Consider the following 17920-nt stretch of genomic DNA (forward strand, 5'->3'; position numbering starts at 1 on the left):
TTTACTCCGACGTGACCACACGGTTTTCGAGCGTCCCGATACCCTCGACTGACAGCGCGATGCGGTCGCCGTCGTCCAGGAAGCGCCCGATTTCGAGGCCACAGCCCTCGCCGACCGTGCCGCTACCGATGACGTCGCCGGGATGGAGGGGTTCGTCGCGCGAGACGTGGGCGACGATCTCCGCGAAGGTGTGTTCCATCGCGCCGGGTGTGCCAGATGACCACGTCTCGCCGTCGATTTCGGCCGTCATCGTCGCACTTTCGACGTCGAAGGAGTCGGCCGTCACGAGATACGGCCCGAGCGCGTTGGCGAAGTCCTTGCCCTTCGCCGGCCCGAGGTTTCCCTCCATCTCGCGACCCTGCACGTCGCGCGCGCTGAAGTCGTTGAAGATGGTATAGCCCGCGATGTACGAATCGGCCGCTTCGACCGGAATGTCGCGGCCCTCGCGGCCGATGACCGCTGCGAGTTCGAGTTCGAAATCCATCAGCTCCGAGGAATCGGGCCAGACGACCGTCTCGCCGGTACCGCGGATCGAATCGGGATTGCCTTTGTAGTAGATCGGTTGTTCGTACCAGACTTCAGGAACGTCCTCGCCCATCGTGTTCGCGACGTGCTCCTCGAAGGCCATGCAGTCGCGCAGCGAGTTCGGGCGCGGAAGTGGGCTCAGGAGTTGCACGTCGTCGGAATCGAAGACGATGCATGCATCGTTCGGGCCGCGTTCGCGGCCGTCGCGCTCCACGAACGAAACGACGTCTCGGGCGGCCTCGATCGCACGCTCGCCACGTTCGAGAAAGGCGATCATCTCGGGTGGCGCGATGGATTCGGCGAGTTCCACGGGCGTCGGTTCGCCTCGCTCGTCGAGCACGCAGGCGTAGCCAGTCGTCGCGTCGACGAGTCCCGATTCGGTGTTGATCCCCACACGTCGTTTCGGTCCGAGCTGCGTGTCGACCGCGAACGTGGCGAGTTGCATGCGTGAACGCTCGTGCCCACGCACCTATACGTTCCCCCAGGCCGCGTGGGTTTATGCGCCCGCGGCGACAGCGGATCGCATGGTCATCCGTTCGTTCGAGGGCACCGAACCCACCATCCACGAGTCGGCGCGCGTCGACGAATCGGCGGTCGTCATCGGCGACGTCACGATCGAGGCCGAGGCGAGCGTCTGGCCGAACGTCACCCTCCGTGGCGATTCGGGCGCGATCGTCCTCCGCGAGGGCGCGAACGTCCAGGACAACGCGGTCTGCCACGAGGGCTGCGAGATCGGCCCCGGCGCGACCGTCGGCCACACGGCCATCGTCCACGCAGCCACGGTCGGCGAGCGCGCGATGGTGGGGATGAGCGCGACCGTGCTCGGCGACGCACACATCGGCGAGGAGAGTCTCGTCGCGGCGGGCAGCGTCGTCACCGAAGGGATGGACGTCCCGCCGAACACGCTCGTCGCCGGGACGCCCGCCGAAATCCGTAAAGAGGTCGAAGATTCACCGTGGATCCATGCCGGCAAACACTACGTCGAGCTGGCGAAACGCCACGACCGCTCGTCCGAGCGCGTCGACTGACTTACCACAGCCGCGCCGCCGTGGCGAGCACCCAGACCGAGAGACAGGCCGAGCCGACGAGCTCCGGCAGCGCCAGCCCGCCCGGCGTGCCTGCCCCGAACCACACCGCCCAGCCGAGAACGTGGACGAGCGCCAGCGCGAGCGTCGCGAGACCGCGAGCCCGTGTGCCAGTACGCACGTCGCCAACGCCGTCGAAAACGAACGCGACGGTGAACGCGAGGAAGAAGCCGACCGCCACGAGCCCGTGCTCGGGAGCCGGCAGCGCGAAGACGCCGATCAATGAGAGGGAGACCGCCGCCAGCGCGAAGGCGAGGCTGCCGGCAGCGTGGAGCAGCGTGCGGGCGTTCTTAGCGAGGACGACGGCGAACGGGAGCGCGAGCACGCCCGAAAAGAGTAGTCCGTAATTGAACACGGCCGTCGAGGCCCAACTCGCACGTCCGAGATCGGACAGCGCGCTCGTCGAAAACGTGAATCGCGTCGAGAGCAAGATGGCGACGGTGATCGCCCCGAGCGCGACGACGATCGAGAACACGCCGAACGCCGCGGCGAGCCTGTTCGCTCGTGTGGACGGTGTCGGGTCGGGCGAATTCGTCATTATCGTTCAGAACCGCGGCCGGTCGTCCCTTCAGCCTACCGTCGCGCTCGACACACGACACTCGACGATCCGCAGCGTCGATCCGTCAGCCGAAGAAGTCGACGAGTCGGCGACCCGCCGTCTCGATCTCGGGTGAGACGAGCGCGAACCGGAACCAATCGGCGCGCGCCTCGCCGAAGGTTTCGCCGGGCATGGCGGCGACGCCGGCCTCGTCGATGAGCCGCTCGGCGTTCGTCATCGTTCCAGGAAACCCCGGAAAGCGCGCCATCACGTAGAACCCGCCGTCGGGGGTGGTGTACTCCGCCCCGGCGTCGTCGAGCGCGGCGGTGAAGCTGTCGATGCGGCGCACGAGGCGCTCGCGATTGCGCTCGTAATACTCGGGGCCAGTTCCACGGAGCGCGCGGAGAACGGCGTACTGGGCGGGTCGGCTCCCGGCGACGTTGACGAGCATGTGGCGACTGCGCACCCCATCAACCAGTTCGTCCGGAAAGACACCGTAGCCGACACGAAAGCCCGTGATAGCCATCGACTTCGAGAAGGCGTTCGTCACGATCCGGTGTGACGAATCGACCGCGAGCGCGCTCGCGAACTTCCCCGTATAATCGAAGTGGTCGTACACCTCGTCGCTCACGAGAATCGCGTCGTGCGCCGCGGCGATTTCGACCAGTTCGGCCATCGTTTCCTCGCCGTAGACCGCGCCCGTCGGGTTGTTCGGCGTGTTGACGACGATGGCGGCCGTCTCGTCGCTCGCGCGCTCGCGGACGGCAGCGGGATCGAGCGAGCCGTCGGCGTCGACCGGGACGTAGCGGGGAACGCCGCCGAACAGCTGTGTTTTGCCGGGGTAGTAGGGGTAGACCGGATCGGTGAGCAGCACCTCCGTGCCCGCGTCGCGGTCGAGCGCCGCCGCCAGCGCGAGCGAGTTCGCCTCGCCGGCCCCGTTGGTGACGACGACGTTCTCGATGGCGACGCCGCGTCGGGCGGCGATCTCCTCGCGGAGCTCCGCGAGCCCCGCGCTCGGCGGGTACTGATAGTCGTTGCCGTCCAGATCGGCGAATTCGTGGAGCCCCTCGCCGATCGCCGAGGGTGCGTTCCAGTCGGGCCCGCCGCTGACCAGTTCGACGACGTCCCGCTCGGCGGCCGCCGCGTACTGCATCAGCCGGAAGAACTGCGGCGTCTGATACTCCATGGATCGCCTGACGGTCGCCGCCTATTCGGTCTTTCCGCTCCGGGAGGGGTGGGTTTTTGCCCGCGGCGGGCAAGCGCTCACCCATGACCGCCGACGCGATCGAACGACGGCTCGGCGACGCGCTCCGGGAGAGCGACGCGACGATCGCGGTCGCCGAATCCTGTACCGGCGGGCTCGTGGGCTCGCTGTTGACCGACGTTCCTGGATCGAGCGATTACTTCGATCGGTCGCTCGTCACCTACTCCTCGCGAGCCAAACGCGCGCTGCTGGCCGTCAGTCGCGAGAGCCTCGACGCCCACGGCGCGGTGAGCGAACCGGTCGCCCGCGAGATGGCCCGTGGCGCGCGCGATACTGCCGACGCGACCTGGGGGCTCGCCACGACCGGCATCGCGGGCCCCGACGGCGGCACCGACGAGAAACCGGTCGGCACGGTCTACATCGGTGTCGCCCACGCCGGCGAGTGGGGCACCGGCGAGTCGACGAGCAGGGTCGAACACCACGTCTTCGACGGCACGCGCACGGAGGTCAAAGAGAAGATCGCTCGACGTGCGCTCACCGCGGTGCTCAAGGCGCTCGACGATCGCGAGCAGGAAGCGACTTAGGGGACACCCGCGTCGGAAGAATCGAGAATGAACAAGCGCGGCCACGTGCTCAACGCGATCGTCCTGAGCGTCGGGCTCGCCTGTCTCGCCCACCCGTCGCTCGACGCTGCGACGGTCCGGGCGGCCGTCGCCATCGGCGTGCCCGTCACCCTCGGCGCGCTCATCCCCGACGTCGACACCGCCTTCGGCACCCACCGCAAGACGCTGCACAACCTCCCCGTCCTGCTGCTCTTCTTCGTCTATCCGTTCTACTTCGGCAACCTCCAGTTCGTCTGGATCGGCGTTGCCACCCACTACGTGCTCGATCTGTTCGGGTCGAAACGCGGGCTCGCACTGCTCTACCCGCTCGATCGCGCCGAGTTCGACGTTCCCGTCGGCGTTTCTGCACGGAGTCGCTACGCCGGCGGGCTGATGGTGCTCATCACGGCGTTCGAGCTCGCCGTCGCTGCCGCGCTCGCGTACGATCTCCCACGCCGACTCGTCGCGAGCGGCCTGCGCGCGAGCGGGCTCGCCTGAATGTGATGAGGTTCGCCTGAGCCGAGAGCAGAACAGGTATCACCGGCGAGCGAATCACAGGAAACGATGACTGCAGGCAGAACCGTCGGCGTCTGTGTGGTCGTTTTCGCGCTGCTCGCGGCGGGCGTCGCCGGCACCGCGAGCGCACAGAGCGCGCCGACGCCGATCGACTCGTGTCGGACGATCGCCGACGACGGCGAGTATGTGCTCACCGCCGACATCGCGAACAGCTCCCAGTCGACGTGCATCCAGATCCTGTCGAGCGACGTCACCTTCGACGGTGGCGGCCACACGATCGGGGGCGCGAACGCCAACGATAGCGTCGGTGTGAAGGTGAACAACTCGCTGACGAGCCTCTCGAACGTCACCGTCAGAAACGTCTCGACGACCGGCTGGACGACCGGCGTCCAGTATCTCGATGTCGCGAACGGCAGCATCGAGGACGTCACCGCGAACGGCAACGACCGCCACGGCATCCGCCTGCGCGCCGCGAACGACGCACGCGTCGAGAACGTCACCGCGACCGACAACGGCCGCTGGAGCCTCTACACCGTCGGCAACACGACCGTCACCGGCACTGGCTTCGCGACGGGCTCGACGGACAACGCCTCGTTCACCGCTAGCGACGTCGCGCTCACGGGCGTCGGCTCGCCGCCGGGCGGGCTCGACAACCGCTCGACGGTCGGCCAGCGCCTCGGCGCGGTCGCCACGGGCGACAACAGCTCGCTCCGGCTCGGCATCGGCTACGACGAGGCGAACGTGACGCGCGCGAACGTGACCGAGAACAGCCTCCGGATGTGGCGCTTCGAGGGCAACTGGAGCCAGCCCGACGGCGTGAACTTCGTCAACATCGAGCAGGACCGCGTCGTCGCCGAGGTGGAGAACGTCGACAACGCGAGCGTGCTCGCCCCGGTCGGCGACGTCCAGACGCCGACGCCGACACCGACTCCGACCGCCACGGCGACCGAGGCAGCCGCCAACACGACGAGCAGTTCCAACGGACCGGGCTTCGGGATCGGACTCGCGCTCGTCGCGGTTCTCGCGAGCGCGTTCGTCCTCCTGCGCCGGGATCAGTAGACTCGCACGTCGTCGAATCGCCCTTCGTAGTAGTCCTGTTCGGGGTGGGTTGGCTCGGTGCCGGAGAGGACAAGCCGATCGAACTTCGTCACGCTGTTTTCGTAGCCCAGGTGGGCGAACTCAGCGGCGCTCCGCAGACGATGGATCGCGCCCGATCGGTGTTCGACGCGCCGGGCGATTCCCTCGCGAAACGCCGTCAACAAGTCGTCCACCCCGCCGATCGCCCGCTCGAACGCGGTCCAGACCTCGCCGACCGTCCGCTCGCGGTGGGCGTACGAGGAACCGAACGTCGGGAGCGAGAGCGAGGCGGCGATCGAGCGCGCGCGGCGGTTGTGGTGGGCCCAGTGTTTCGGGTTGTAGATCTCGACGGCGTCGACGAGCTCGCGATACCGGTCGATGGTTTCGCGATCGAGACTCACGTTCAGGAATTCGGGATGAGGAACCAGCACGACCGCGTTCTGGCGGCGGAGTTCGGCCATCGTGCCCGCGAGCGTGAGGAAATCGGGGATCGGCTCGTCGAGTCCGAACGCGAGGACGTGCCGGCGGTTGCGCCACGACCCCGTGAACAGTTCGCGACCCGGGATCACCAGGAGCTCGTCGTCGCTGTGTTCGCGTGCTTTCGCGCGGACGTCGGCCAGCTGGGTGAAATGCGGCGCGTAGACCAGCGCGTCGAGACCGTACCGTTTGGCTCGGCGGACGACCCGCTCGTCGAGGACCTTGACGTGCGGATCGACGCGAAACGACTCGTTCGGCGTCACTGATTCGAGATCGGTCGCCGACGTATAGCGGTTTCCGATTCGATCCTCGCCGATGGAGTTAACTACACGTACACGTACGTGTAGACGTATGGCGACGAAGACGCTCACCATCACCGAAGAGGCCTACGAGTCGCTGAAGGCCCACAAACACGACGACGAGAGCTTCACGGAGACGGTACTCCGACTGACGGACGGCGAGCGCGACGTCTGGAAAGGCCATGGAGCACTCGCCGACGTCGAGGGGTTCCGCGAGGTGGTCGACGCGGTCCACGAGGAACTGAACGAGGACTTCGACCGGAGAGAGGATGCTCTGTACGGACAGTAGCTTCCTCATCGACTACCTGACCGAAGCCGGCGGCGGCCCGGCGGCGGACTTCCTCGACGCTCACGACGACGAGTCGTTTTACGCACCGACGATCGCGCTGTTCGAGATCTACTGCGGACCGACCGGCAATGGGACCGTTCCCGTCGAGCGCATCGCCAGCCTGGTCGACTGGCTCGAACCGCTCCCGTTCACCGATGCCGTGGCTCGCGAGGCAGCCCGAATCCGTCGTGAACTCCGCGAAACGAGCCGATCGCTCGGCACTGCTGACGTACTCATCGCCGCCACCACACGGCAGGCCGGTGCGACGCTCGTGACCGCCGATTCGGATTTCACGACGGTCGATGATCTCTCGGTGAAAACGTTTCGCTGATTCGACCGTCCGACGAACTACCGTTTCTCGCTCTATTCGGTACAGCGAAGCTGCGCTGACTGCGTGAAGAACCGTTTCAGCGTTCCTCGCTGTCCAGCACGCGGATCTGGTCGCCACGAACGGTGACGGGGATCGGGACCGTCGCCTCGTACAGTTCGACCGTCACCTGGTCCTTGCCCTCGTCGATGCGCTGGACCTGCGCCTTCTCGCCCTTGAACGGGCCGGCGACGAGCTCGACGATGTCGCTCTCGGCGATCCCCTCGACGTCGGGTTTCGGCGAGAGGAAGTGTTCGACCTCGGCGATCGAGGACTCGCCAGGGACGAGGTTGCGGGCGTGGGGGATCTCGTCGAGCACGCGTTCGAGGATCGCGTGATCGTCGGCCTCGACCATCACGTAGCTCGTCAGCGAATCGGGCGCGAGCGCGGCGTGGATGTCATCCGCCTCGCGCTCCATGATCATGTCGGCGACGGTGCGTTCCTGGCTCGCAGTCGTCTTGACGGCGTACATCCCCATCTCAGACACCCCCCGGGAGGAAGCTCATCACCGTGAAGATCAGGAAGCCGACGATGCCGATGAGGATGATGCCCGCACCCGCGATCAGCGCGATGCGCGAGAACTCCTCCCACGATGGCGTGCTGGCGAGCTTCAACACGCGCGTGTAGCTCGAAAGGTCGTATTTGATGTCCATACGGCCGGTATTCCCCGGACGAATTTCTATCTTGTGACACCGGCCGCCCCGCGTGACGAGAGCGAGGGATAGATAACGGACCCGTTGAAACCCGATCGATGACCATGAACGCATCACAGGACGACGGAGGGATTTCGTGTCGAACAGACGAGCGATAGTCGCAATTCTCGTCGTCGTGGCGCTCGGGAGTGCCACGGCGTCGGTCGGAATCGCCGGCGCGCAATCGACCACCGGCATCGACTCGTGTACGACGATCGACTCGTCGGGATCGTACACGCTCACGTCGAATCTCTCGACGGAGTCGGACGACTGCCTCCGGATCACGGCGAGTCACGTCACCCTCGACGGGAACGGTCACGGGGTCGACGGCGGCAGTTCCGGCGTCGGCGTCGTGGTCACGGGCCCCGAACGACTCTCGGACGTCACGGTTCGGGGAATGCACACGGAGGGGTTCACCCGCGGCATCCTCTTTCGGAACGTCGACAGCGGAACGATCGCGGACAGCACCGCGATCGGCGCGACCGAGGGGATCACGCTGCTCTCGACCGACGACACCACCGTGACGGAAAACACCGTTCGGGAGAACGCCCTCGGGATCGAACTTCGAAAAGCGAGCGACAACACGATCGCCGACAACACCGCGAACGACAACAAGTACGGCCTCCACATCGAGCGCGCGAGCATCGGCAATCGCTTCGTGAACGACACGGCGACGGGGAACTCGCTTTGGGATTTTTACTCCGATCGCTTCGATCCAGGAACCGATTCACAGACCACGGTGAAAAACCTCGACATGGGTGCGGTGACGGCCGATCTCTCGGGGACGAACGTCGGCGTACACGCACAGGGCGAGCCCGACAGCGCTCCGTCCGGCCGAACCGCCGTCGGGACAGCCGTCAGAACCACCGATTACGGTGAGGGATCGAACCTCTCACTCTCGCTGCATTACGACGACGCAAGTGGTGTGGACGAGTCCTCGCTGGCACTCTGGAGCAGTCCCAACGGCGACTCCTGGTCGAAGCTCGACGGCTCGACGGTGAACACCGAGGCGAACACCGTCTCGGCCGACGGCGTTCCCCATCCCGCGACGATCGGAGTCTTCGGTCGCTCGGAGAACGGAACGTCGAACGCTACAGCAGCCGCACCGCAGACCGCCACGGCGACGGCAACGCCGACCACGACGACGGCAGCCACCGCGACTGCAACGGCCACGTCGACCACAACGACCGCCGCAACCGCAACGCCAGGGACGGCATCGACGACGGATCCCGAGGCGACATCCATCGCCGCGGCTACGACGGCCGTGGCGAACGCCAGCGAGACGAGCGCGAACGGAACGACGACCTCATCGACCACCGGTCCGGGATTCGGTCCCGTTGGTGGACTGCTTGCGCTGTGTGTGGCCGGTTTGCTCGCCGTTCGGTTCGGGCGGCGTCGCTGACCGGTCGCTATCGACAGTGGTGTGAGATGTGTTTCGCGGAGAAAAGGAAACGAGAGCCGGTTCGGTCGGTGCGGAACCGAGTTATTCGACGTAGTCGATCTCGGAGTCGACCTGCCCGCCGGATTCGCTGGCGAGATCCGAGCGGCCGTAGATCTGCGGCGAGTCGACGCCCGTGACGACGATCATCGTCTCCATCTTCCCGGAGAAGCTCTCGTCGACGGACGCGCCCCAGATGATGCGCGCGTCGGGGTCGATCCGGTCGTAGAGCTCCTCGACGACGCCCTCGGCCTCCTCGATCGACATGTCCGGACCGCCGACGACGTTGACGAGCGCCGAGCTGGCACCCTTGAACTCCACGTCGAGGAGGGGCGAGCGCAGCGCCGACTGGATCGAATCGCGCGCCTTGTTCTCCGAGTCGGATTCGCCGAGCCCGATCATCGCGACGCCACCGTTCTCCATCACGGTGCGAACGTCAGCGAAGTCCACGTTGACCAGGCCGGGTTTGGTGATGAGTTCGGTCATCCCCTTCACCGAGCGCATCAGCACGCGATCACAGATGGTGAAGGCGTCCTGCAGCGGGAGGTTCGGCGCGTATTCGAGCAGGCGGTCGTTCGGGACGACGATGACGGTATCCGAGACCGCGCGGAGTCGTTCGAGCCCTGCGTCGGCGTTCGCGCGCCGGCGCTCGCCCTCCGCGGTGAAGGGGATCGTGGCGATGGCGATGGTGAGCGCGCCGGCCTCCTGGGCGGCCTGGGCGACGACCGGGGCCGCGCCCGTTCCCGTCCCGCCGCCGAGACCCGCCGTGACGAACACCATGTCCGAGCCCTCGATCGTCTCGGTGATGTCGCCGATCGTCTCGCGGGCGGCCTCCTCGCCGATCTTGGGCACCGAGCCGGCACCGCGCCCGCCGGTCTTGTCACGGCCCATCAGGATCTTCGTGTCGGCCTGCACCTGTTCGACGAGATGCTGGGCGTCCGTGTTGGCCGCGACGAGCTTCGCGCCGTGGATGCCCTCCTTCGCCATTCTGGTGACGGTGTTCGAGCCGGCCCCGCCACAGCCGATCACCGTGATCTGTGTCTTGAGTTCCTCGACGACGCCCGCGAGCTCCTCGTTTGTCATCGCTCCCGCGTCGCGCTCGCCCGCTGGCCGCTCGTCCTCGTCGTGGCCGTTTTCGGCCTCGTCGATGGCGTCCTCGATGATCGAATCCATTTGTCTTCGAGTGGCGGAGGCCGCCTATTTATCTTTCCCCTTTCCGCTCGCAGCGCCGTCGAGCGGAAAGCGCCGCTCGCGCTTCTCGTGGACGGCCATCGGTTCGATGGTCCGCCCGTCGACGGCCACGGGTTCACCGTCGGCGAGACGGCCGAATTTCGGTCCTTCGGGAACGTCGAGCGTCCGCGCCTTCACCGGCGAGAACGCCCGCTCGTGCGCGACGACCGCTCCTTCCACCCGCTCGACCGTCTCGTATTTCTCGTCCAGGAGAGCGACGAGCGCGTCGATGACCGATGTCCGTCCGGCGTCGTCGAGCAGCGCGCGCTCGCCAAGGCGCGTGCCCGACTGTTCGGTCTCGAACGCGAGCGCGTGGCGCTCGACGCTCTCGCGCACCCTCTCGGCATCGATCCCTTCCACCTCGGCGAGGAGGGCACTCGGCAGCGTCCAGCGCTCGACGTTCTCGACCGACGTCTCCGCCGCGGGTGCGCCGAATCGGAGTCCGTCGTCGACGGTCGTGACCCGCCGCTCGGCTGCTGCTGCGGTATCGAGCGGGATGCCTGTCGTTTCGCGCAGCCACGTCTCGCTCACGAGTTCGTAGCCGAGCTCCGTGATCGTGTCTTCGAGCGCGGGTCGCACACCCTCGACGAGCGCGCGCTCGGCACCGCTTCGCTCGAAGGCGCGGCGGATCACGTTCTCGTCGATGGCTCCCATCGCGTCGAGCGCCCAGCCCGCGCCGATGTGACCGACGGCCCAGTCGGTCTCGCGAACGACGCGCTCGAAGCGCGGGACGTAGTGGCCACCGCCGAACCCCACGATCTGGCGCTCGCGATCGGGAGGGACCTCGCGCAGGTCCAGGATGGCACGGGCGACCGCGCGTGCGCCCTCGGGATCGTCCCACTCCGATTCGGCGCTGCCCAGTTCGACGAACAGCGACGGTGCACCGACGTCGGTGGGGCCGTGGTGGGTGCACTCCGTGCCGACGTCGTAGTTCGCGGGTGCGTAGTCTGCGAGCGCGTCGAGCACCGCCGAATGGGCGTTCGGTGCCGCTTCGGCGAATTCCCCTTCCTCCCCACCGGCCTCGGCGGGGCCGAAGTTGCCCGTGTGGTGGGCGGTGAGGAATCGACCGGTGTCGCCGGCGTGTTTCGAGGCGAAGACGATCAGCCGCGGGTCGGTGAACGTTTCGGCGACGTTCACGAGATCGAGGTGGAGTGCGTCGAACTCGCGCAGCTCGATCCCCGGTGCGCGGTAGACGGTCCCGCCGCCCTCGGCGTCGGGGCGGGAATCGTCCGTATCGTGCTCCCAGTCGATGCACTCGCGGAGCCGGGCGGCGATGTTCGTCGAGGCCGCGTCGGCCCGGCTGACGACGATGGCGAGCGACCCGGCCATCAGTCGGCACGCTCCGGCTGGCCGGAGCCACCGATCGCCTCGCGAGCGTTCGTCACCGTGCGGCCGAGCAGTTCGCGCAGGCTCTCGCGGTGGCGGACGAACAGCGCGAGCCCGAGCACGACGTAGACGACGGTGTAGCCGTGGAGGATGAGGATCGAGACCTCGTTCGCCGCCTGTGCGCTCATCGTCTGGATGACGTAGAACTCGGCGAGGACCTGCGAGGCGAACAGGACGAGCAGCCCGATCGCCTCGCGGACGGAGATCTCGAAGTTCGAGAGGATGCCGATGGCGAAGAGGCTCTGGGCGGCCGTGATCCAGATCTCGGCGACCTGCTTCTCGTCGATCGGCAGCCCGCCGATGTGGCCGGCGGCGATCGAGAAGACGACCGCGAGCGTCCCGATCAGCAGCGTCCACTGGTTGAGCTTCGAGGAGATGAGCGCGTTGAACCCGGCCGTCGAGCGCGCCTTGTTGACGAGATAGGCGACGACGATGAGCTCCGGGCTCTCGGAGGCCAGCGGTGCGAGCCACTGGATCATGAAGAATTCGGGGATGCCGTACTGGAGCCCGAGCCGTTCGAGACCCGTGGCGAAGGGATGGACGGCGATGTAGATGAGCACGCCGGAGAAGGCGAACAGGAAGAGCACGACCGCGATGCGCGGAACTTTCGAATACGCCTGAAAGTACGCCGGGACGCCGACGTTTTCTTCCGGTTCCTCGACGTCGCCCCGGATGACGATGGCGATGTAGAGCACGTAGAGTCCGAGGAGAACGACGGTGTCGAGAATGCCGATGGTGCCGCCGAGCGGGACGAAAAACGCGAACGCCGTCGCGGCGAGCAGGAAGGCGATCTCGAGGGCGATCCCGTGATCGAGCGTGACGACGTCGGCCAGGAACCCCGACCGGTATTCGACGGCCTCGTCGCCGAGGCGCTTGGCGCGATAGACGGTGAAGAGTGCGATGCCCGCCCAGCCGATGCCGATCAGGATGCGGTTCGCGCCGGTCATGTTGGCGATGGCCAGCTGTGCCGCCCCGCTCTGGCCGGAGCCGGCCTGCCATGCGTAGAGGGCGTCGACGGCGTACTCGGGCGCGACCGCGAGCACCGCCAGCACGGCGATGGCGAAGGCGGTCGGGACGTCTTTTTCGGCCGTCTCGGCGGCCCACGCGAGCAGGAACGACGCGCCGAGGATGGCCGCTCCGCCGGCGAGCACCGCCATCGCCGGCGTGATGTTCGCACCCGGTGGCTCCGGGGAGAGATGGAGGCCGTGTGAGACGAACAGCCCGAGGAACGGAACGGTCAGCAAGAGCGCCGCCGCGACGGCGACGAGCGGATGGCGTAAACGGTCGAACATGGTCGAACCGAGCGAGGCACGTACCTATCTCTTTTGCTGTGGGCTGCGCGGACCGGCCCGCTTATCGCCCCCGGGTCGTGATTGACGCCCATGCAGGTGTTCGGACTCGTCGGCTCGCCGGTCGAGCATTCGCTGTCGCCGCCGCTACACGAGGCGGCCTACCGCGAACTGGGGATCGACGCGCGGTACGTCACCTTCGAACCCGATCCCGACGATCTCGCGGCGGCCATCGACGGTGCTCGCGCGCTCGGGATCCAGGGGCTGAACGTCACGATCCCGTTCAAGCGCGACGTGCGCGACTACTGCGAACCGGACACGCTTGCGGCACGGATCGGCGCGGTCAACACGCTCGATTTCGGCGGAGAACGACTAACTGGCTACAACACCGACGCAATCGGCGTCACGCGCGCGTTCGCCCATCACGACGTGTCGCTCTCCGGGCGGGCGGTCGTCGTCGGCGCGGGTGGGGCGGGCCGTGCGGCGGCGTTCGCGCTTGCCGACGAAGGAATGGCGGTCGCCATCGCCAACCGGACCGCCGAGCGCGCCCGCGAACTCGCCAGCGAGATCGACGGTGCGACAGGCCACGGTCTCGACGAACTCGACGAACTCCTCGCGGACGCCGACGTCCTGGTGAACGCCACGAGCGTCGGGATGGACGGGGACGTCTCACCCGTCGACTCCGAAGCGTTGCACGGCGATCTCGCCGTTCTCGACGCGGTCTATTCGCCGATCGAGACGCGATTGCTCCGCGAGGCTGCCGCCACGGGGGCGACAACGATCGACGGCGCGTGGATGCTGCTCTACCAGGGCGTGGCGGCCTTCGAGCGGTGGACCGAGCGTACGGCCCCCGTCGAGACGATGAACGAGGTGCTTCGGGAACGGCTCGCGTCGGACGACGGTGGCTCGGACTGACGACTGAAGAACTATCGAACCGCCAACGCGACCGGCATCGTCCTTTTTCGGACTTCCGTCCGACAGTATATTTAACCCCGGGGATGGTAGGAGCGGCCATGACGCTGCTCGATACCATCAAATCGCTGCTCGGTCTGGACGACGGTCGGTCGGAGGATCGCCGCGAGCGCTCGCGGTCGACACCGACGACGGACTCCGAGGACGCCGTCAAGGGAACCGATACCGACGAACCGGCAGCCGCCGGCGGCGACGCTGCCGGTTCGACCGCATCGATCGTCGACGAAAACGCCGAGGGCGGTGCCGAACCCGGTGAGGTCACGGGATCGGCGTCCACCGAGAACGACGACTCCCCCATCGAAGGGGACGCCGACGCGAACGAGTCGGCAGCGGCCGGCGGCGACGCGGCCGCCTCGACCGGTTCGATGACCGAGGAGGACGGTTCCGAGGGTGCCGCCGAGCCCGGCGAGGCGGTCGGCCCGACCGACGACGAGGAGATCGAACCTGTCGAGGGAGACGAGACCGACGACGGCGGCGAAGCCGAGGACGACGAATCGGAAGCCGACGACGTGGGAGACGGCGACGGTACCGCCGACGAGGCCGCCGCGGCGGGCAGCGACGCGAGCGGTTCGACGGGCTCGATCACCGAGGAGACCAACGAGTCGATCTCGGCGGCCGAGGACGCCGAGGCCGCCGGGCCGACCGACGCGGACCCGGGCGACGACGCCGCCGACAACGACGTCGACGCGCTGAAGGGGATCGGCCCGTCCTACGCCGATCGGCTCGGCGAGGCAGGCATCGAGAACATCGCTGATCTCGCCGACGCCGACCCTGAAACGGTCGCCGACGAGGTCGACGTCGCCGAGAGCCGGGTCGAACGCTGGAGCGAACGCGCGAAGGCCCGCCGACAGTAGCTCATTTCGTGTGGATGGCCACCTGGCGAACCGAACCACAACACCGTTGATCATGCGGGTGCGTTCTCGATGCAATGGACCGGACCGTCGTCACGTCCCGTGAATCGTTCCGCGAGGCCGTCCGGAATGCACCGGGCGCGTGTCGCGTTCCGGTCGAGGTACGGACCACGGTCCGGGACCCGTTCGCGGCCTACCGGCGTGCGCGAACCGACGAGGGCGGCGTCTTTCTGGAGACTTCGGGCGGGCAGTCGGGCTGGGGTTATTTCGGCGTCGAGCCGCGCGCGTTCCGGACCGTCGAAGCGGATGGCGAAGGTGCGTTCGACGCGATCGACGACCAGACCGACGAGCAGTTGAACCGTGCCGGCTGTGACGTTCCCTACCCGTGCGGTGCCATCGGCTGGCTCTCGTACGACGTCGCCCGCGAGCTCGAATCGCTGCCAGCGACGACGATCGACGATCGGGGGTTCCCACGCGCACAGATCGGCTTCTACGACCGCCTCGCCGCCTGGGAGGAGCCCCGCGGCGAGACGACGACGACGCTCCGCGTGACCGCCTGTCCGCGCGTCGACGGCGAGAACCGGTCGGTTGCGGCGATCGACGAGCTGTACGAGACGGGTCGCGAGCGCGCGCTCGCGCTGGTTCGTGCCGTTCACGAGGGCGATCCGTCAGTCGAGGAAGCGACGAGAGCGGCAGGTTCGATCCGCTTCGAGAGCGACTGTTCGCGCGAGGCGTTCGCCGAGCGCGTTGCGACGGTGAGAGAACGGATCCGCGACGGTGAGACGTTCCAGGCGAACGTCTCCCAGCGCCTGAGCGCGCCCGCGACCGTCCATCCCGTCGAGCTCTTCGCCGCCCTCCGGACCGTGAACCCGGCACCCTACTCGGCGCTGGTCGAGTTCCCGGACGTCGATCTCGTGAGCGCGAGCCCCGAACTCCTCTGTGAGCGCGAGGGAAGAGCGGTGACGACCGAGCCGATCGCGGGCACCCGACCGCGTGGGGAGACGAACGCCGCGGACCGCGAGCTCGAAGACGACCTCCTCGCGGACGAGAAGGAGCGCGCCGAACACGCCATGCTCGTCGATCTCGAACGGAACGATCTCGGGAAGGTTTGCGAGTACGGCTCGGTGACGGTGAGCGATTACCGGCGCGTCGATCGGTACTCGTCGGTGATGCATCTGGTCTCGATCGTCGACGGTCGTCTTCGCGAAGGGACGAGCCTCGCCGACGTGCTCGCGGCCGTCTTCCCCGGCGGGACGATCACCGGCGCGCCGAAACCGCGCACGATGGCGATCATCGACGAAGTCGAGCGCTCGCGCCGCGGGCCCTACACCGGGAGCCTCGGCATCGTCGGGCTCGACGAGCGCGCGACGTTCAACATCCTCATCCGAACGCTCGTCCGGCGCGATGGGGAGTACTCGCTGCGCGTCGGCGCGGGCATCGTCCACGACTCGGAGCCCGAACGCGAATACGACGAGACGCTCGCCAAGGCCGGCGGTCTCGTCGACGCGCTCTCGCGGGCGCTCGACGCCGACGTGACGATCGCGGACCGTGAGGGGGTCGAGCAGTGATTCTGGTCATCGACAACTACGACTCGTTCGTCTACAACCTCGTCCAGTACGTCGGCGTCCACGACGAGGTGTGCGTCCGGCGCAACGACGCGATCACGGTCGACGGAATCCACGAACTCGACCCCGACGGGGTCGTCGTCTCGCCTGGTCCTGGAACGCCGGAAGAGGCGGGCGTCTCGATGGCGGTGTTCGCCGAGCTCGACTACCCGACGCTGGGGGTCTGCCTCGGGCTTCAGGCGCTCTGTGCGGCGGCAGGCGCGCCAGTCGGCCACGCGCCGGACGTGATCCACGGCAAGCCCTCGCGTATCGGCCACGACGGCCGCGGGGTCTTCGCCGACCTGCCGAACCCCCTTGTTGCCGGGCGCTACCACTCGCTCGCGGTCGAGCGCGACGATCTCCCGGAAACCCTCGACGCCTGCGCCGCCACCGACGACGAACGCCGGGTCGTGATGGGCGTGCGCCACACCGTGAAGCCGCACATCGGCGTCCAGTTCCACCCCGAGAGCATCCTCACCGAGAGCGGCACGGACCTCGTCCGCGCGTTCTGCGAGCGCTGCGCGAACGGAGGAAAGCCATGAAATACCACGTGAACGGCGAGATCGTACCCGAGGACGAGGCTACGGTGAGCGTCCGCGATCGCGGGTTTCTGTACGGTGACGCCGTCTTCGAGACGGTGCGCGTCTACGGCGGCCGAATTTTCGAGTGGGCAGTCCACGAGAACCGGCTCCACGACAGCGCCGAGCGACTGGGCTTCGCCGACGCCGTGCCCGACGATCTCCACGAGCGCGCCCGAGAGACGATCGCGGCGAACGAACTCCCCGAGGCCTACCTCAGACTGACCGTCTCGCGGGGCGTTCAGTCGCGTGGGCTCGCTCCTGGAGAGGCGACCGAGCCGACGGTCGTCATCCAGATCGGCGAACTCTCCCGCGGTGGCGTCGATGGCGAGTCGGTCTGGACGGAGCCGGCGACGGTCCAGATCGTCAAGACGCGCCGCGCGCCCGACGTCGCGCTCCCCGCCGACGCGAAGACGCACAACTACCTCGGCGGCGTTCTCGCACGCCTCGAACTCGAACGCGCGGCGACCGAGCAGTACCGCGCCGACGAGGCGCTGCTCCGGGACATGGACGGGAAGCTGGTCGAGGGGACGACGAGCAACGTCTTCTTCGTCGAGGACGGGACGCTCAAGACGCCGAGCCTCGACGGCCCGATCCTCCCCGGCGTGACGCGTTCGGTCGTCCTCGATCTCGCCGCCGACGAGCGCTTTCCGGTCGAGACAGGTGAGTACGTGCCGGCGGACGTCCGCAGCGCCGACGAGGCCTTCCTCACCAACTCGACGTGGGAACTGCGGCCGATCGAGCGCGCCGACGGCATCGCGGTCGGCGCGGGGCCGGTCACGGAACTCCTGACACGGCTGTTCGACGAGTACGTCGAGCAGCGCCACTACGACGATTGATCGTGTATGACCGGCAGTGTCTT

At 67.5% G+C, this 17920-nt stretch carries 21 protein-coding genes; 12 read left to right on the top strand and 9 right to left on the bottom strand.

The window, feature by feature from the left end; all coding sequences use genetic code 11:
- Position 1: 1 nt before the first annotated feature.
- Complete coding sequence (locus NO363_RS07720; RefSeq protein ID WP_256684144.1) at positions 2-970, bottom strand: fumarylacetoacetate hydrolase family protein; 969 nt, start codon at positions 968-970, stop codon at positions 2-4.
- Positions 971-1049: 79 nt separating this feature from the next.
- On the opposite strand from NO363_RS07720, the gene NO363_RS07725 reads away from it, so the two are divergent.
- Positions 1050-1553, top strand: a complete 504-nt coding sequence (locus NO363_RS07725) for a gamma carbonic anhydrase family protein (protein ID WP_256684146.1) — start codon at positions 1050-1052, stop codon at positions 1551-1553.
- A 1-nt stretch (position 1554) separates the two neighbouring features.
- Here NO363_RS07725 and NO363_RS07730 read toward each other — a convergent pair whose 3' ends face one another.
- Both NO363_RS07730 and NO363_RS07735 read right to left on the bottom strand, forming a co-directional pair.
- Positions 1555-2148 carry a DUF998 domain-containing protein gene (locus NO363_RS07730; RefSeq protein WP_256684148.1) on the bottom strand — a complete coding sequence of 198 codons (594 nt, stop codon included), beginning with the start codon at positions 2146-2148 and terminating at the stop codon, positions 1555-1557.
- Between the two features lie 85 nt (positions 2149-2233).
- Entirely contained in the window at positions 2234-3334 is a 1101-nt protein-coding gene (locus NO363_RS07735; RefSeq protein ID WP_256684150.1) for a pyridoxal phosphate-dependent aminotransferase, read from the bottom strand.
- Positions 3335-3417: 83 nt separating this feature from the next.
- Between NO363_RS07735 and NO363_RS07740 the strand changes: the two genes are divergently transcribed.
- From NO363_RS07740 to NO363_RS07750, 3 genes are all read left to right on the top strand, one after another.
- Positions 3418-3936 carry a CinA family protein gene (locus NO363_RS07740; protein ID WP_256684152.1) on the top strand — a complete coding sequence of 173 codons (519 nt, stop codon included), beginning with the start codon at positions 3418-3420 and terminating at the stop codon, positions 3934-3936.
- Positions 3937-3963: 27 nt separating this feature from the next.
- Positions 3964-4452 (top strand): metal-dependent hydrolase, encoded by a 489-nt coding sequence (locus NO363_RS07745; protein WP_256684153.1) that lies wholly within the window; start codon positions 3964-3966, stop codon positions 4450-4452.
- Between the two features lie 66 nt (positions 4453-4518).
- A complete protein-coding gene (locus tag NO363_RS07750) occupies positions 4519-5529 on the top strand; it encodes a PGF-CTERM sorting domain-containing protein (RefSeq protein WP_256684154.1) in 1011 nt (336 codons plus the stop codon).
- On the opposite strand, the gene NO363_RS07755 is transcribed toward NO363_RS07750, so the two are convergent.
- Positions 5523-6287, bottom strand: coding sequence for a PHP-associated domain-containing protein (locus NO363_RS07755; protein ID WP_256684155.1), 765 nt, complete (start codon positions 6285-6287; stop codon positions 5523-5525). The two genes, NO363_RS07750 and NO363_RS07755, sit on opposite strands and share 7 nt — an antisense overlap.
- 88 nt (positions 6288-6375) lie before the next feature.
- On the opposite strand from NO363_RS07755, the gene NO363_RS07760 reads away from it, so the two are divergent.
- Both NO363_RS07760 and NO363_RS07765 read left to right on the top strand, forming a co-directional pair.
- Positions 6376-6612 carry an antitoxin VapB family protein gene (locus tag NO363_RS07760; protein ID WP_256684156.1) on the top strand — a complete coding sequence of 79 codons (237 nt, stop codon included), beginning with the start codon at positions 6376-6378 and terminating at the stop codon, positions 6610-6612.
- A complete protein-coding gene (locus NO363_RS07765; protein WP_256684157.1) occupies positions 6593-6982 on the top strand; it encodes a PIN domain-containing protein in 390 nt (129 codons plus the stop codon). The genes NO363_RS07760 and NO363_RS07765 overlap by 20 nt, the downstream gene beginning before the upstream one ends.
- A gap of 76 nt (positions 6983-7058) precedes the next feature.
- On the opposite strand, the gene NO363_RS07770 is transcribed toward NO363_RS07765, so the two are convergent.
- A complete protein-coding gene (locus tag NO363_RS07770; protein WP_007741601.1) occupies positions 7059-7496 on the bottom strand; it encodes a transcription elongation factor Spt5 in 438 nt (145 codons plus the stop codon).
- A 1-nt stretch (position 7497) separates the two neighbouring features.
- A complete protein-coding gene (locus NO363_RS07775; protein WP_256684159.1) occupies positions 7498-7671 on the bottom strand; it encodes a protein translocase SEC61 complex subunit gamma in 174 nt (57 codons plus the stop codon).
- 136 nt (positions 7672-7807) lie between these two features.
- Here NO363_RS07775 and NO363_RS07780 point away from each other — a divergent pair, with 136 nt between their 5' ends.
- Positions 7808-9112 (top strand): NosD domain-containing protein, encoded by a 1305-nt coding sequence (locus NO363_RS07780; protein ID WP_256684161.1) that lies wholly within the window; start codon positions 7808-7810, stop codon positions 9110-9112.
- An 81-nt stretch (positions 9113-9193) separates the two neighbouring features.
- On the opposite strand, the gene ftsZ is transcribed toward NO363_RS07780, so the two are convergent.
- Genes ftsZ through NO363_RS07795 form a run of 3 tightly spaced genes read right to left on the bottom strand, consistent with a single transcriptional unit; the run spans position 9194 to position 13056 of the window.
- Positions 9194-10321 carry a cell division protein FtsZ gene (ftsZ, locus tag NO363_RS07785; protein WP_256684163.1) on the bottom strand — a complete coding sequence of 376 codons (1128 nt, stop codon included), beginning with the start codon at positions 10319-10321 and terminating at the stop codon, positions 9194-9196.
- Positions 10322-10345: 24 nt separating this feature from the next.
- Entirely contained in the window at positions 10346-11707 is a 1362-nt protein-coding gene (locus NO363_RS07790) for a D-aminoacyl-tRNA deacylase (protein ID WP_256684165.1), read from the bottom strand.
- A complete protein-coding gene (locus NO363_RS07795) occupies positions 11707-13056 on the bottom strand; it encodes a calcium:cation antiporter family protein (RefSeq protein WP_256684167.1) in 1350 nt (449 codons plus the stop codon). The genes NO363_RS07790 and NO363_RS07795 overlap by 1 nt, the downstream gene beginning before the upstream one ends.
- A gap of 90 nt (positions 13057-13146) precedes the next feature.
- On the opposite strand from NO363_RS07795, the gene NO363_RS07800 reads away from it, so the two are divergent.
- The 5 genes from NO363_RS07800 to NO363_RS07820 all read left to right on the top strand — a co-directional run bounded on the left by NO363_RS07800 (position 13147) and on the right by NO363_RS07820 (position 17897).
- A complete protein-coding gene (locus NO363_RS07800; RefSeq protein WP_256684169.1) occupies positions 13147-13968 on the top strand; it encodes a shikimate dehydrogenase in 822 nt (273 codons plus the stop codon).
- 98 nt (positions 13969-14066) lie between these two features.
- On the top strand, positions 14067-14879 hold the full coding sequence (locus NO363_RS07805; protein ID WP_256684172.1) for a helix-hairpin-helix domain-containing protein: 813 nt from the start codon (positions 14067-14069) through the stop codon (positions 14877-14879).
- Positions 14880-14953: 74 nt separating this feature from the next.
- Positions 14954-16444: an aminodeoxychorismate synthase, component I gene (gene pabB, locus NO363_RS07810; protein ID WP_256684174.1), complete on the top strand. Its 1491-nt coding sequence runs from the start codon at positions 14954-14956 to the stop codon at positions 16442-16444.
- The gene (locus tag NO363_RS07815) at positions 16441-17022 is read left to right on the top strand and encodes an anthranilate synthase component II (protein WP_256684175.1); all 582 of its coding nucleotides are present in this window, start codon (positions 16441-16443) and stop codon (positions 17020-17022) included. Before pabB ends, NO363_RS07815 begins: the two co-directional genes overlap by 4 nt.
- Positions 17019-17897: an aminotransferase class IV gene (locus NO363_RS07820; RefSeq protein ID WP_256684176.1), complete on the top strand. Its 879-nt coding sequence runs from the start codon at positions 17019-17021 to the stop codon at positions 17895-17897. Before NO363_RS07815 ends, NO363_RS07820 begins: the two co-directional genes overlap by 4 nt.
- Positions 17898-17920 lie beyond the last annotated feature (23 nt).

The organism is Halococcus qingdaonensis (assembly GCF_024508235.1).
GTDB classification, from domain to species: Archaea; Halobacteriota; Halobacteria; order Halobacteriales; family Halococcaceae; genus Halococcus; species Halococcus qingdaonensis.

Bases quoted from the DNA above. Each gene is read 5' to 3' on its own strand.
- NO363_RS07720 (WP_256684144.1), bottom strand. From the start codon at position 970: ATGCAACTCGCCACGTTCGCGGTCGACACGCAGCTCGGACCGAAACGA.
- NO363_RS07725 (WP_256684146.1), top strand. From the start codon at position 1,050: ATGGTCATCCGTTCGTTCGAGGGCACCGAACCCACCATCCACGAGTCG.
- NO363_RS07730 (WP_256684148.1), bottom strand. From the start codon at position 2,148: ATGACGAATTCGCCCGACCCGACACCGTCCACACGAGCGAACAGGCTC.
- NO363_RS07735 (WP_256684150.1), bottom strand. From the start codon at position 3,334: ATGGAGTATCAGACGCCGCAGTTCTTCCGGCTGATGCAGTACGCGGCG.
- NO363_RS07740 (WP_256684152.1), top strand. From the start codon at position 3,418: ATGACCGCCGACGCGATCGAACGACGGCTCGGCGACGCGCTCCGGGAG.
- NO363_RS07745 (WP_256684153.1), top strand. From the start codon at position 3,964: ATGAACAAGCGCGGCCACGTGCTCAACGCGATCGTCCTGAGCGTCGGG.
- NO363_RS07750 (WP_256684154.1), top strand. From the start codon at position 4,519: ATGACTGCAGGCAGAACCGTCGGCGTCTGTGTGGTCGTTTTCGCGCTG.
- NO363_RS07760 (WP_256684156.1), top strand. From the start codon at position 6,376: ATGGCGACGAAGACGCTCACCATCACCGAAGAGGCCTACGAGTCGCTG.
- NO363_RS07765 (WP_256684157.1), top strand. From the start codon at position 6,593: ATGCTCTGTACGGACAGTAGCTTCCTCATCGACTACCTGACCGAAGCC.
- NO363_RS07770 (WP_007741601.1), bottom strand. From the start codon at position 7,496: ATGGGGATGTACGCCGTCAAGACGACTGCGAGCCAGGAACGCACCGTC.
- NO363_RS07775 (WP_256684159.1), bottom strand. From the start codon at position 7,671: ATGGACATCAAATACGACCTTTCGAGCTACACGCGCGTGTTGAAGCTC.
- ftsZ (WP_256684163.1), bottom strand. From the start codon at position 10,321: ATGGATTCGATCATCGAGGACGCCATCGACGAGGCCGAAAACGGCCAC.
- NO363_RS07790 (WP_256684165.1), bottom strand. From the start codon at position 11,707: ATGGCCGGGTCGCTCGCCATCGTCGTCAGCCGGGCCGACGCGGCCTCG.
- NO363_RS07795 (WP_256684167.1), bottom strand. From the start codon at position 13,056: ATGTTCGACCGTTTACGCCATCCGCTCGTCGCCGTCGCGGCGGCGCTC.
- NO363_RS07800 (WP_256684169.1), top strand. From the start codon at position 13,147: ATGCAGGTGTTCGGACTCGTCGGCTCGCCGGTCGAGCATTCGCTGTCG.
- NO363_RS07805 (WP_256684172.1), top strand. From the start codon at position 14,067: ATGACGCTGCTCGATACCATCAAATCGCTGCTCGGTCTGGACGACGGT.
- pabB (WP_256684174.1), top strand. From the start codon at position 14,954: ATGGACCGGACCGTCGTCACGTCCCGTGAATCGTTCCGCGAGGCCGTC.
- NO363_RS07820 (WP_256684176.1), top strand. From the start codon at position 17,019: ATGAAATACCACGTGAACGGCGAGATCGTACCCGAGGACGAGGCTACG.